The following is a 12,008-nucleotide window of genomic DNA, read 5'->3' on the forward strand; positions in this document are numbered from 1 at the left end:
CACCTGCCGCGCGTGTTGATGAGCCATACCCGCCCTGAGCCGATGCTGGGCGTGCTGCGCCGCATTGACAGCGGCCCCTCGAAGACGCGGGCTTTGGGCTACATCAACCGCGGCGGCACACTCGATGTGGCTGGAATGCTGATCGCCAACCGCTGCACCTGGGCGGACGCCATCTATGCGGCTGCGCAAGTGACCGGCTGGAACAGTTCGCAGGTTGCTGCGGCCGCGACCGACGCGCGAATTTCAAGTGGTTCTGACGCGGTCCGCGGCGACCGCGCCGGTTCCTGATTTCACAACCCACCAACAAGAGAGGAGACAAATACATGCTCTCATTGACCAGCCTGGGTGGTGCCGGCACCGTCACCGGCTCCAAGCACCTTATCACCCATGGCAATACCCGCATCCTGATCGACTGCGGACTGTTCCAGGGATTGAAAAACCTGCGCGAACTTAATTGGCAGCGCCTGGCCGTTGAACCCAAGGACATCGATGCGGTCGTACTGACGCATGCGCACCTGGATCATTGTGGGTATCTGCCCCGATTGGTGCTGGACGGGTTCCGCGGGAAGATTTTCTCGACCTCAGCCACGCGAGATGTCGCCGAACTCATCCTGCTCGACAGTGCCTGGTTGCAAGAGAAGGACGCCGAGTTCGCCAATCGAAAAGGATTTTCCAAACACAAGCCAGCCCTTCCGCTGTATCGGGTTCGGGATGCAGAACGTGCGCTCCTGCAGTTCAAACCGGTGCCGCTGCATCAAGAGACGGAATTGCCGGGCAATGCCCGTCTACTGCTGCGCAGCGCTGGTCACATTCTTGGGGCGGCGACGGTTCAGATCGACATTGGCGGCAAGCGTTTGGTGTTCTCCGGCGACCTGGGGCGCTATGACGATGTGGTCATGCCTGATCCTGAACCCGTCACGGCAGCGGACTACATCATCATCGAGTCCACCTATGGCAATCGTCGTCATGACCGTTCCGATGCCGTCGAAGCGCTGGGCGACATCATCGAGCGCACGACTCGCCGCGGAGGCACCGTAGTGATTCCCGCTTTTGCCGTTGGACGCGCGCAGTCGTTGATCTATGACCTATGGCTGTTGCGACAGCGCGGTCGGCTCCGCACCGTGCCCGTCTATCTGGACAGTCCCATGGCCACCAGCGCAACTGCGCTGCTGCACCGCCATGCCGACGACCACAAGCTCGCACAACACGATTTCGAGGCGGCATTCTCAGAAGTCACATACATGCGCGACGTTGAAGAGTCCAAGGCGCTATCGGCGAATCGCTACCCCAAGGTGATTATTTCCGCCAGCGGCATGGCCACCGGTGGCCGCGTGCTGCATCACATAGAAGCGTTTGGCGGCAGTCATCAGAACACGCTGCTGTTCTCTGGATTCCAGGCAGCAGGTACGCGCGGACGCAAGCTGCTTGAGGGCGCTCGCGAAGTCAAAATTCATGGGCGCTGGATGCCGATCAAGGCGGAGGTCGCCGAGCTTGCGATGTTGTCGGCTCATGCCGACAGCGATGAGCTGATGCGATGGCTGCGCAGCTTTACCAAGGCACCGGAAAGAGTGTTCATTGTTCACGGTGAATCCGATGCCTCCGAGGCGCTGCGCGAACGTATCCAGCGCGAACTCAATTGGCACGCATCGGTGTCCATGCAAAACCAGGAATTCGCCCTGTGAGTGCCCGCATCACCCCCCAGACACCCGCCTTGCAAGCATTGCGCATGCGACTGCATGCCCAGCATCAACCCGTCGTCTTGATGCGTACCGATTGCCATGTCTGCCGTGCCGAAGGGCTGGCACCGCGGTCACAGGTACTGATCATTGCCGGCGACCGCACTGTGCAAGCGCTACTGTACCAAATCGACAGCGATCTGCTCAAAACCGGACAGATCGCTCTGTCCGAGGCCGCCTGGGATGCCCTGGACATTCATGAGGGCGATCTTGTGCAGGTTCGGCATCCTCCGCTGCTCGAATCGTTGTCGGCCGTGCGTGCGCGAATTCACGGCCACCGACTGCAAACGACGGAGTTGCAGGCGATCGTCCGTGATGTGGTCGATGGTCGCTATACCGATGTCGCACTTTCGGCCTTCCTGACCGCAACGGCGGTACTGCCTCTGGATATGCAAGAGACCATCCATCTCACCCGTGCGATGGTCGATGTCGGAGATCACCTGCAATGGCAGGCTCCGATTGTTGTGGACAAGCATTGCGTGGGCGGATTACCGGGAAATCGCACCACGCCGTTGGTGGTTGCCATCGCCGCAGCCAATGGATTGGTGATGCCCAAGACCTCATCACGCGCCATCACCTCTCCCGCTGGCACCGCGGACACCATGGAAACGCTGGCTCCTGTAGACCTGGACCTGGATACGCTCAGAAAGGTCGTGGAGAAAGAGGGTGGATGCGTGGCGTGGGGCGGCGCGATGCACCTCAGCCCCGCGGACGACATCTTCGTGCGTATTGAGCGTGAACTGGATATCGACACGCAAGGACAACTGATTGCCTCGGTGTTATCCAAGAAGATTGCAGCAGGGGCGACCCACATCGTGATCGATATTCCGGTTGGGCCAACCGCAAAAGTCCGCAGCCGGGAAACTGCCGAGCATCTTGCGCATCACCTTTCGGAAGTCGCCGCGTCATTTGGCCTTGTATTGCGTTGCCTGTTTACAGACGGGAATCAGCCTGTCGGCAGAGGTATCGGCCCGGCGTTGGAGGCGCGCGACGTGTTGGCCGTATTGCGCAACGAGGCGGATGCGCCGCAAGACCTATGTGACCGCGTGGCGTTGGTCGCGGGCGCGGTGCTTGAGCTTGGCGGTGTCGCCAAAGAAGGGGACGGACTTCGGTTGGCTCACGAGACGATCAGCAGTGGCCGCGCCTGGGAAAAATTTCAGAGAATCTGCGCGGCTCAGGGGGGATTTCGTGAGCCGCCCCAAGCTCTCTATGTCGAACCGCTTTTGGCAACCACTTCAGGCCGAGCAGTACACATCGACAACCGTAAGCTGTCCCGTTTAGCCAAATTAGCCGGAGCGCCTGAGAGTCCAGCCGCAGGGATTCAATTGCAAGTGCGCTTAGGTGACGAGGTAACACGCGGACAATCATTGATGTTTTTGCATGCGCAAACCTCTGGAGAGATGGCCTATGCACTCGCATACGTGCATGACATTGGTGACATCGTAAAGATTGAACCTTAGCGCCGTAGATAAACAGGGCTCTTGAATGCTCAGTCAAACACAGCCCGGCCTCTCGTTTGGAAAAGTTGAACGCCTACATCTCGTGCTCAAAGAGCATATGCAAAAAACATCGCCTAGAAGTTTTCAACCTGCATAGCGTGGAGCAAATAGAAGGAGGTCGTCAGCGTCTGAATAGGAACATTGCTCATGGAACTGCGACACCTGCGTTGCTTTATCGTTTTGGCCGAAGAGCTTCATTTCACACGGGCCGCCGAGCGCCTGCATATCGAGCAACCCCCTTTATCTCGCGCCATCAAAGAGCTTGAAGACGAACTGGGGGTGGTACTTTTCGACCGAAATCGCCGTGGAACCGTTCTGACCGCAGCAGGTGCTGCCTTCTTGCAGGATATTCGACGCCTGTTCACCGTCCTGGAGCAGGCACGAGAAAACGCCAAGGCTGTCGCCTCAGGCTTGCGAGGCAGCTTGCGCATTGCAGTGTCCGATGGTGCGATCGATCCTCGACTGTCAGCATTTCTGGTCCGCTGCCGCGCAGAGGAACCGGAGATAGAGATACGCCTATCCGAGGTGCCGTTGGCCGAGCAGCTACGCGGCTTGCGGTCAGGCGACTTCACGATCGGATTCGCGCACACGGCCGAAGTCGGTGACGACATTGTTGCCGAACCCATCTGGCGGGATCCGTTGGTGATCGCCGTGCCAGCTCGGCACGCGCTGCTCGTCCACAAGAAGGTCCCACTTCATGAACTCCGGGGGCATCCGCTTGTCTTGTGCGACCCTCACGCATGCGAGGGGTACTGCCGCGAATTGGGGCGGCTCTTGCAGGTGCTGGAGCACAAGCTGAACATCGTCGAGGAAGTGTCTTCGCTGGACATGATGCTCACGCTGGTCGGTGCAGGATATGGCGTCGGCTTCATGACGGCGACCAAGATTCCGGTCTGCCAATGGCCGGATGTGGTGATTCGTCCCTTGGCGATGGATTCCGCGGTGATCACCACCTACTTGCTTCGGCCTGAAAGCAACAGTTTGTCGGCTTCGCTGGAGCGGTTTATCGCTCGGTTACGCGACTCGTCCGACGGTTGACGGAGTCCTGCCGGCGGACATCCTCAAGGATCGGTTTCGGCACGCAGATTGCGTTCGGTCGCCGTCATCAGTTCAGCCGCGCTTATCCTGAGCGCCGTAGAAATTCTCAGTATGAGAGGCAGTGTGGGCACGTGCTCACCGCGCTCGATCTTGCCCATGTGCGAGCGCGAGATGACTGCCCGAGACGCGAACTCGTCTTGCGCGACTCCCTGAGCGACGCGGGCAGCGCGCACGGCCTGTCCGAAGGCCAACGCCGACTCGGATTCATACGTTGATGTGCCAGTAGGGCGGCCTGGCTGGATTGTTGATTTCTGCATTATTAACCCGGCCCTTAAATATATTCACTGCGCAGCATACGCAGCGGCCGGGTGCTGGAAGTAGGACCGGACACGCTCGGGGAGCGAGGCGATGCGGTCCATGATGGCGTGAGCCTTCTTCAAGAGCTGCGAATCATCGCGGCTGGGCGGCTCCAGGCGCAGCGCGGTCTTGAAGTCGTGATTCAGGTATTCGTCCGGATTGGACTCGGGCGCATAGGGTGGCAAGTAGAACAGCTCGATCTGCGCGGCACGCGGCTCGACCCAGGCCCGGACGAGCTTGGCGTGATGCACCCGCAGGTTGTCGACGATCAGGAACACCTTGCTCGCCGCACTGGTGATCAGTCGCTCGAGAAACTCGATGAAACGTTCGGCGTTGATCGTGCCCTCGACGATCTGGAAGGCGATCTCGCCCCGATTGGTGATGGCCGAGATCATCGACAGCTTGGCCCAGCGGGCCGATGCCTCGAGCACGGGCGTGCGGCCGGCCGGCGCAAAGCCTCGAATCCAGTTCGTGTCCTCCTTGACCGCCGTTTCATCGGCCCAGTAGATGACCGCGCCTTCGGCCTTGGCGCGCGCGGCAATGGCCGGGTAGCGCTCGCGCAGCCAAGCCTGGACCAGATCGTTGCGCTGCTCCATCGCCTTCTTGACCGGGCGCTGGGCGGTGTAGCCCCAGCGCTTCAGATACTTGCCCACGAGGCGATCGGACAACTGCAGTCCAAATTGCTGCTCCACCAAGGCCTGGATCGCCCGCCGAGTCCACAGGGCGAAAGGCAAGCTCAGCTGTTCGGGCACCGCAGCCACGATGCGCTGCCGTACCCAAACCTCCTGCGCCATCGTCAGCTTCCGGCAGGCCCCATAGGGACGGCCTCGCGTCTTCTCGACCAACGCCCCGGCACCGTCCCTGCGCGCCTTCCTCAGCCACGCCTGCACCGTGCGCACATGGACGCCGGCGATCTTCGCCAGCTCCACGCCGTTCATTCCAGACTGCGTATTCAGGCGCAGCACCATCTTGCGCAGCGTCTCGCGCCCTTCAGGACCCAGCTTGCGTGCATCGATCTTTTCCATGCACACATTATAGAGAAAACAGCCTATTTAAGGGCCGGGTTAATAGCAGAAGCGTCAAACAATCTTCCAAAATTAACCACGTTATTTTTAACGACGTTAAACTTCACTCTTAACCACGATGTTGGTTCGCCTTCCTGGCCAGATCGCTTCTTGGGGGTCCTCATGCATGCCACCAGCCAGTTTTCTCATTTCAGGCTTGCTATAGCACCCGGGGTGCCGTCCTCATGCCTCTCCACGCTTCTCGCCCTGCAGCGCACGGAAGAGCCGGACACCCCCATCGCCTTCTTTGAAGCCTCGGGTGACGACCTGGTGATCGGCCTTGAAGAAGGCCGCTATGACGCAGGAATATCGCTTCGGCACGTGAGTGCTCCGTTCCTGAGAAGCCAGCCTTTGTGGATCGATAACATGGCTGTCGCCATGCCATTGCGGTCTTCCTTGCTTGGCCGGGCAACGCTCACGACCGCCGAGGTTCTGGACTACCCCGGGTTTCGCTGGCAAGCAGAGACCTGCCCGCTGCTGGATCAGCGGTTGTCCTCCTTCCCGCCGCTGAGCGAGCAGAGCATGCAGCATGTCACTTCGTTTGAGATTTTGGCGCTATGGGTCGCCGCTGGCTATGGCGTCGGGATCTCTGCGCAATCGCGTATTGAGCGCGCCCATGCCTGGGGCATCACCATGCGGCCGCTTTCTGATGCTCCCTACGAGGTCGTGACACATCTGCAGCGGCCCAGGGAGCGAGCCAGCGCCATTTCTGAGCTGTTCGAGCGCAGGGCGATGCAGGTTGCCAAAGATAGCGCGGCCTACTCGAATACCCGATAGCTCACTCGCGCTGCGTGCTCTCCACTCAGATGCCGATGCCAGGCATCCGTAATCGGCGCGGGAATTCACTGCTTCCTGGTAATTGCAACGGCACGCGCTGTCAATGCGCCAGCATCGCGTTTTCATCTCTGGCAACATGACGAATTAAACCGGCCTTATGGAGATGCCAATGGTTGGAAGTAGTTGGGACCGAGTACCCATCGACTCGCAAAGCATCGATGCGCCACTGTCGCGCGCGGCGGTGTTTCTCACATTGACGGTCGCCGAGGGCCGAGAGTCCCTGCAGGCGGTCGCCGGCGTCCTGGACGGCCTGGACGACCTGATCAAGACGGTGGGCTTTCTTCGCGATCTCAACGGCCGGCTGTCGTGCATCACCGCCCTGGGATCGGCGCTGTGGGACCGTTTCCAGGCCGGAAGGCGCCCGAAAGAACTGCGTCCCTTCGCACCCATCAAGGGCGCGAAGCACACCGCGCCGGCCACGCCCGGCTCATATCCGGGCCGAGGGCGAGGACCTCTGCTTTGAATTCGAGCGCCTGCTGTTGGACCAATTGGGCAGCAGCGTGACGGTGGCCGACGAGGTGGCGTGCTTTCGCTATTTCGACTCCCGCGATCTCCTTGGCTTCGTCGATGGCACAGCCAATCCGACCGGGCACGAAATCGGCGCATCCACGCTGGTCGGCAGTGAGGATCAGGAATTCGCCGGCGGGAGCTACGTGGTGGTGCAGATGTATCTGCATCAAATGCAGCCGTGGGCTCGGCTTCCCGAGGACCAGCAAGAGCAGATCATCGGCCGGGAGATCGTCAGCAATATCGAATTGCCCGATGCGACGAGCGGCCAGAAGTCGCACAAGACCCTCGCCACGATCGTGGGTGCTGACGGTACCGAGCACGACATCCTGCGCGACAACATGCCCTTTGGCCGCCCCGGCCAAGGCGAATACGGCACCTACTTCATCGGCTACTCCAGGCATCTGTGCGTCACGCAGAAGATGCTGAAGCGCATGTTCCTCGGCGATCCGCCGGGCATGAACGACCGCCTGCTCGATTTCTCGACGGCGCACACTGGTGCCGTGTTCTTTGCGTCCGCCCCGCGCACGCTGAGCGAACTCGTGCAGGCTGTACAAGCGTAGCGCGGGGGCCGCAAGGCGCCCGCAAGGGCTGGTAGCCCTATGCGCCGTCCAGAACCACGGCGCTGTCCACCATTCGGCGAACGCTCTGCCGCACCTCCTCTGGGATAGGCCGCGGTGGGACTGTCTCTGGCGCATTCGCATGGAACTGGCCGCTTGCGATGACCTGGACCACCATGCCCAGATTGCTTGGCGTCACCAAATCGATGGCCGCGCGATCGCCCAGGTCCGGGTGTGGCCGGGTCAGCATGCGGTAAAGCTCCCACGAATCCGCTTGCGGACACTGGCGCATGAGCACCTGGGCCAGCTTGTGCTTGAGCGGCACCAGTTGCCAATCGGGAACTCGCTGGCCCCGGTTGCCCAAGCTGACGGATAGCAGTTTGCCGGCCTTCAACTCGCGGTTGATCTGGTCTTTGGACTTCCCGGCCAACTTGCCGAACAGGGGGACCGGCAGGCTGCTCGGCGATTCATAGATGGCCAGCATTTCCTCGCGCTCGCGCTGGATGGCAGATACTTCCGGTTCTGGCGCATGCGTCGGAGGCGGCGGCACCTGCGACAGCCGCTGGAACGTGATGCTCCCGTCGTTCGGCGTCACGACGATGGGAGCGGTCACCATCGACGGAACGGGTGCCGCAGAGGACGCTGCAACGATGGCGTCGGGCTTGTCCTCCTCTGCCATGGCCGGCACGCCCTCGATGTGAATGGTGAGGTGCGCGCTGGCCGCCTCCACCTGGCCATGTTCGAGCAGGTCGAGGCGATCCGCCCAGTCCTGCATCATCCGGCGGCGCGGCTCAACGTACTTGGCATGGTTGTAAGCCGAACTCACCTTGTTCGGGTCGGAGTGCGAGAGCTGCGCGTCCACCCAAATCTTGGGGTAGCCGATCTCGTTGAGCGCCGTCGAAATCGTTCCCCGGATGCCGTGGCCGGTCAGTTGGTCCTCGTAGCCCATCCGCTTCAAGGCGGCATTGAGGGTGTTCTCGCTGATGCGCTTCTTGAGTTCGCTGCGGTGCGCCAGCAGGTGGCGCTGGGCCGGCCGTATCACCCCCAGAAGGTAGCTCACGATCTCGATGGCTTGAAGGGACAGCGGTACGATGTAGGGCGGCACATCCTGGGGGCGCTTGCCGGCCTTGCGCATCTCATCCTGAAGCTGCTTGACGATCTGGGGTGGAATGATCCAGAGGCCGCGGTCCAGGTCGAACTGATCCGGGGTCGCCAGCCGCAGCTCGCCGGTTCGCACCCCGGTCAGGAACAGCAGCCGGATGCCGAGCTGGGTCTGCCAGCCACGCGGGTTGTAGAGCCGGAGCTTCTGAAGGAATTCCGGCAGCTCGGGCAAATGCAAGTACGGGTTGTGGTTCACCGGAGGCTTGGGCTCCGCCACCACATCCAGGTCAGAAGCCGGATTGGCCTCCAGCCCCTCGACGATCACGAGGGCATAGCGGAACAACTGGCTCAACCAGGTGCGGACCTTTTCTGCCGTGGTGAAAGCCTTGCGTTCCTCGATTCTTGCCAGGACGCCCAGAAGCTGGGGCCGGCGAATGTCGTAGATCGACATCTTCCCGAGGGCGGGCAGCACGTCCTTGCCGAAAATCCGCAGGATCTGCGAGAGGGTGCTTTGACGGCCTTCCTTGAGTTCCTTGCGCCGATGCTCGACCCAGGCATCGAAGACCGCCTTGAACGTGTAGTCGGCCGCCAGCTTCACGGCATGGCGTTTCTGCTTGCGGTCGGTGTGAGGGTTGATGCCCCTAGCCAAGAGTGCGCGGGCTTCGTCGCGCAAGGTACGCGCTTCACGCAGGCCGATCTCGGGGTAGTTGCCCAGGGAGATGCGCTTTTGCTTGCCGAGCCAGTAGTAGCGCAGGTGCCACGATTTGCCGCCGGTAGGGGCGACCACCAGGCCGAGGCCATCGGTATCGGGGAGGCTGTAGGTTTTGTCAGCGGCCTTGGCTTGCCGCACAGTCAGATCAGAGAGTGCCATCATCGAAGCTCCTAAGTCTTGGACTTAGGCCCGATGCTGCTGGTCATCCCGATCCAACCCCAGCAACAAACCGGAACCGGCACCGCCCGCATTCTTTGGCCTTGTTTTTGGCCTCAAAAACGCTGGCTGTCGGTGGATTCCAGTGGCTTTTGCTGGAATGAAAAAAGGAGCCGAAGCTCCTCTTTTCAACGACTTACAGACCCCAGTGGAAGTCTGTAGATCATAATTTGGAGCGGGAAACGAGACTCGAACTCGCGACCCTAACCTTGGCAAGGTTATGCTCTACCAACTGAGCTATTCCCGCGTCGCATGATGTAGATTCAAGATATTGGAGCGGGAAACGAGACTCGAACTCGCGACCCTAACCTTGGCAAGGTTATGCTCTACCAACTGAGCTATTCCCGCACAATGTCTGAATCATTTTTTGAATTTTGGAGCGGGAAACGAGACTCGAACTCGCGACCCTAACCTTGGCAAGGTTATGCTCTACCAACTGAGCTATTCCCGCGTCGCAAAATGTGTAAGAAGCTGATTTGGAGCGGGAAACGAGACTCGAACTCGCGACCCTAACCTTGGCAAGGTTATGCTCTACCAACTGAGCTATTCCCGCAATCAGTGCTCTTGCACAGGGCCCGCATTATAGGGATGACGACTTCAAATGCAAGAGCTTTTTCAAAAAGAACGATTAACCGCACATTTCGTGATCAGCGCGTTTAAATTGTAAACACACGCTGACGGTAAAACTGCATTTCGGCGATAGACTCACGAATATCGTCTAATGCCTGATGGGTTCCGGTTTTGGTAAACTCATCCAGAATTTCCGGTTTCCAACGGCTCACCAGTTCTTTTACTGTGCTGACATCAACATTGCGGTAATGGAAATAACGTTCCAGCTCAGGCATATACTTCACCATGAAGCGACGATCCTGGCCGATGCTGTTACCGCACATCGGGGTCTTCCGTTCCGGTACCCACTCTTTCATGAATTCCAGGCAAAGTGCCACAGCCTTCGCTTCATCGAACTGGCTGGTGCGGACTCGCTCAACCAGACCAGATTCACCATGGGTGCGGGTATTCCATTCGTCCATTGCAGCCAAAACTTCATCGGATTGATGTATTGCGATGACCGGACCTTCCGCCAGTACATTCAGTTCCTTGTCGGTGACAATCATGGCAATTTCCAGAATACGGTCGATTTCTGGTTCCAGACCGGTCATTTCCATGTCTACCCAGATCAGATTCTGTTCATTTTGGCTCATCGTATGTCCTTGTTATCGGGAAAATCAGTAATCAGGTGTATCATAGCTACTTTCTCTATTATTGCGAAATTGACACTGTGGCGAAAAAACCGAAACTGAGTCACGGCCAGCAACGCCGGGTACATGCCAACCATCAGAAACGACTGAATAAGCCGCAAGCTGATATTGATGACAACCTGTTAGGTCCTGCTCAGGAAGGACTGGTTATCAGCCGCTTCGGCAAACATGCGGACATTGAAGACGAACATGGCGAGATCCATCGCTGTAACCTGCGTCGTACGCTGGAAAGTGTGGTCACCGGTGATCGCGTCGTCTGGCGTGCCGGTAACGATGCGTTGCAAGGTATTAGTGGCGTTGTCGAAGCAGTGCATCCGCGCAAATCGGTGCTCAGCCGGCCCGATTTCTATGACGGGATCAAACCCGTTGCTGCCAACATTGATCAGATCGTTATCGTCTCTTCGGTATTACCCGAGTTTTCGACCAATATTGTCGACCGCTATCTGGTTGCCGCCGAGCATGTCGAAATTCCGCCGCTGCTGGTGCTGAATAAAATTGATTTACTGAATGATGCGCTGCGGGCATTACTGGAAACCCAGCTGGATATTTACCGGAAGCTGAATTACCCCCTGCTCTGTGTCAGCTGTACGACCGGTGAAGGGATTGAGGAGCTGCAGCAACACCTGAAAGACAAGGTCAACGTGTTTGTTGGTCAGTCTGGCGTTGGTAAATCCACACTCATTAATGCGCTCTATCCGCAGGCGAAAGCACTGACCGGTGATATATCAGAGGGTTCCGGTTTAGGTCAGCACACGACCACTGCATCCCGTTTATATCGCTTTCCAAATGGTGGCACGCTGATTGATTCTCCGGGCGTTCGTGAATTTTCGTTATGGCATCTGGAAAATGAACGGGTCACCTGGTGTTTCAAGGAATTCCGGGATTATCTCGGTGGCTGCAAGTTCCGCGATTGCAAACATGGTACGGATCCTGGCTGCCTGATCCGCGATGCGGTAGAAAAAGGCGAAATCGCTCGGGAACGCTTTGATAATTACCACCGGATCCTGGAGTCCATGCAGGATGCGCGTAACATGCGGCATGTCAGTCGCGAATAATTTTCACTCTTTATCCTGAGGTAGCGTAGAATTCGCGCCTTTTATTTATTAATGAATTAGCTTGAGG

11 protein-coding genes, 4 tRNA genes and 1 pseudogene are annotated in these 12,008 nt (G+C 58.8%); 8 read left to right on the top strand and 8 right to left on the bottom strand.

The window, feature by feature from the left end:
• The 4 genes and pseudogenes from HNR75_RS04475 to HNR75_RS04490 form a co-directional block, all read left to right on the top strand.
• Nucleotides 1-288: pseudogene (locus tag HNR75_RS04475) on the top strand (phosphoketolase family protein); the annotation flags it as partial.
• 35 nt (nt 289-323) lie between these two features.
• Complete coding sequence (locus HNR75_RS04480; RefSeq protein ID WP_046482875.1) at nt 324-1,682, top strand: MBL fold metallo-hydrolase; 1,359 nt, start codon at nt 324-326, stop codon at nt 1,680-1,682.
• Nucleotides 1,679-3,196 (top strand): thymidine phosphorylase family protein, encoded by a 1,518-nt coding sequence (locus HNR75_RS04485; protein WP_046482877.1) that lies wholly within the window; start codon nt 1,679-1,681, stop codon nt 3,194-3,196. Before HNR75_RS04480 ends, HNR75_RS04485 begins: the two co-directional genes overlap by 4 nt.
• 186 nt (nt 3,197-3,382) lie before the next feature.
• A complete protein-coding gene (locus HNR75_RS04490) occupies nt 3,383-4,273 on the top strand; it encodes a LysR family transcriptional regulator (protein WP_113934390.1) in 891 nt (296 codons plus the stop codon).
• A gap of 23 nt (nt 4,274-4,296) precedes the next feature.
• Here HNR75_RS04490 and HNR75_RS04495 read toward each other — a convergent pair whose 3' ends face one another.
• Both HNR75_RS04495 and HNR75_RS04500 read right to left on the bottom strand, forming a co-directional pair.
• On the bottom strand, nt 4,297-4,590 hold the full coding sequence (locus HNR75_RS04495; RefSeq protein ID WP_012112375.1) for a helix-turn-helix domain-containing protein: 294 nt from the start codon (nt 4,588-4,590) through the stop codon (nt 4,297-4,299).
• Nucleotides 4,591-4,614: 24 nt separating this feature from the next.
• Nucleotides 4,615-5,655, bottom strand: coding sequence for an IS630 family transposase (locus HNR75_RS04500; protein WP_011882900.1), 1,041 nt, complete (start codon nt 5,653-5,655; stop codon nt 4,615-4,617).
• Between the two features lie 162 nt (nt 5,656-5,817).
• On the opposite strand from HNR75_RS04500, the gene HNR75_RS04505 reads away from it, so the two are divergent.
• The 3 genes from HNR75_RS04505 to HNR75_RS15595 all read left to right on the top strand — a co-directional run bounded on the left by HNR75_RS04505 (nt 5,818) and on the right by HNR75_RS15595 (nt 7,601).
• Nucleotides 5,818-6,471 (top strand): substrate-binding domain-containing protein, encoded by a 654-nt coding sequence (locus HNR75_RS04505; RefSeq protein ID WP_012112376.1) that lies wholly within the window; start codon nt 5,818-5,820, stop codon nt 6,469-6,471.
• Nucleotides 6,472-6,640: 169 nt separating this feature from the next.
• Nucleotides 6,641-6,994 (top strand): Dyp-type peroxidase domain-containing protein, encoded by a 354-nt coding sequence (locus HNR75_RS15590; RefSeq protein WP_223157772.1) that lies wholly within the window; start codon nt 6,641-6,643, stop codon nt 6,992-6,994.
• A gap of 25 nt (nt 6,995-7,019) precedes the next feature.
• Nucleotides 7,020-7,601, top strand: coding sequence for a Dyp-type peroxidase (locus tag HNR75_RS15595; RefSeq protein WP_281364924.1), 582 nt, complete (start codon nt 7,020-7,022; stop codon nt 7,599-7,601).
• Between the two features lie 37 nt (nt 7,602-7,638).
• On the opposite strand, the gene HNR75_RS04515 is transcribed toward HNR75_RS15595, so the two are convergent.
• From HNR75_RS04515 to orn, 6 genes are all read right to left on the bottom strand, one after another.
• Nucleotides 7,639-9,573: a tyrosine-type recombinase/integrase gene (locus HNR75_RS04515; RefSeq protein WP_188025835.1), complete on the bottom strand. Its 1,935-nt coding sequence runs from the start codon at nt 9,571-9,573 to the stop codon at nt 7,639-7,641.
• Nucleotides 9,574-9,798: 225 nt separating this feature from the next.
• Nucleotides 9,799-9,874: transfer RNA gene (locus HNR75_RS04520), tRNA-Gly, on the bottom strand.
• A 25-nt stretch (nt 9,875-9,899) separates the two neighbouring features.
• Nucleotides 9,900-9,975: transfer RNA gene (locus HNR75_RS04525), tRNA-Gly, on the bottom strand.
• Between the two features lie 27 nt (nt 9,976-10,002).
• Nucleotides 10,003-10,078 (bottom strand) — tRNA-Gly (locus HNR75_RS04530).
• Between the two features lie 26 nt (nt 10,079-10,104).
• Nucleotides 10,105-10,180 (bottom strand) — tRNA-Gly (locus HNR75_RS04535).
• Between the two features lie 103 nt (nt 10,181-10,283).
• Nucleotides 10,284-10,829 (bottom strand): oligoribonuclease, encoded by a 546-nt coding sequence (orn, locus tag HNR75_RS04540; RefSeq protein WP_188025836.1) that lies wholly within the window; start codon nt 10,827-10,829, stop codon nt 10,284-10,286.
• A gap of 77 nt (nt 10,830-10,906) precedes the next feature.
• On the opposite strand from orn, the gene rsgA reads away from it, so the two are divergent.
• Nucleotides 10,907-11,941 carry a small ribosomal subunit biogenesis GTPase RsgA gene (gene rsgA, locus HNR75_RS04545; RefSeq protein WP_343043245.1) on the top strand — a complete coding sequence of 345 codons (1,035 nt, stop codon included), beginning with the start codon at nt 10,907-10,909 and terminating at the stop codon, nt 11,939-11,941.
• Nucleotides 11,942-12,008: the final 67 nt, after the last annotated feature.

Origin of the sequence: Tolumonas osonensis (genome assembly GCF_014202415.1) — a bacterium.
Classification (GTDB): Bacteria; Pseudomonadota; Gammaproteobacteria; order Enterobacterales; family Aeromonadaceae; genus Tolumonas; species Tolumonas osonensis.

Coding starts and splice junctions, on each gene's coding strand:
- HNR75_RS04480 (WP_046482875.1), top strand. CDS start 324: ATGCTCTCATTGACCAGCCTGGGTGGTGCCGGCACCGTCACCGGCTCC.
- HNR75_RS04490 (WP_113934390.1), top strand. CDS start 3,383: ATGGAACTGCGACACCTGCGTTGCTTTATCGTTTTGGCCGAAGAGCTT.
- HNR75_RS04495 (WP_012112375.1), bottom strand. CDS start 4,590: ATGCAGAAATCAACAATCCAGCCAGGCCGCCCTACTGGCACATCAACG.
- HNR75_RS04500 (WP_011882900.1), bottom strand. CDS start 5,655: ATGGAAAAGATCGATGCACGCAAGCTGGGTCCTGAAGGGCGCGAGACG.
- HNR75_RS04505 (WP_012112376.1), top strand. CDS start 5,818: ATGCATGCCACCAGCCAGTTTTCTCATTTCAGGCTTGCTATAGCACCC.
- HNR75_RS15590 (WP_223157772.1), top strand. CDS start 6,641: ATGGTTGGAAGTAGTTGGGACCGAGTACCCATCGACTCGCAAAGCATC.
- HNR75_RS04515 (WP_188025835.1), bottom strand. CDS start 9,573: ATGATGGCACTCTCTGATCTGACTGTGCGGCAAGCCAAGGCCGCTGAC.
- orn (WP_188025836.1), bottom strand. CDS start 10,829: ATGAGCCAAAATGAACAGAATCTGATCTGGGTAGACATGGAAATGACC.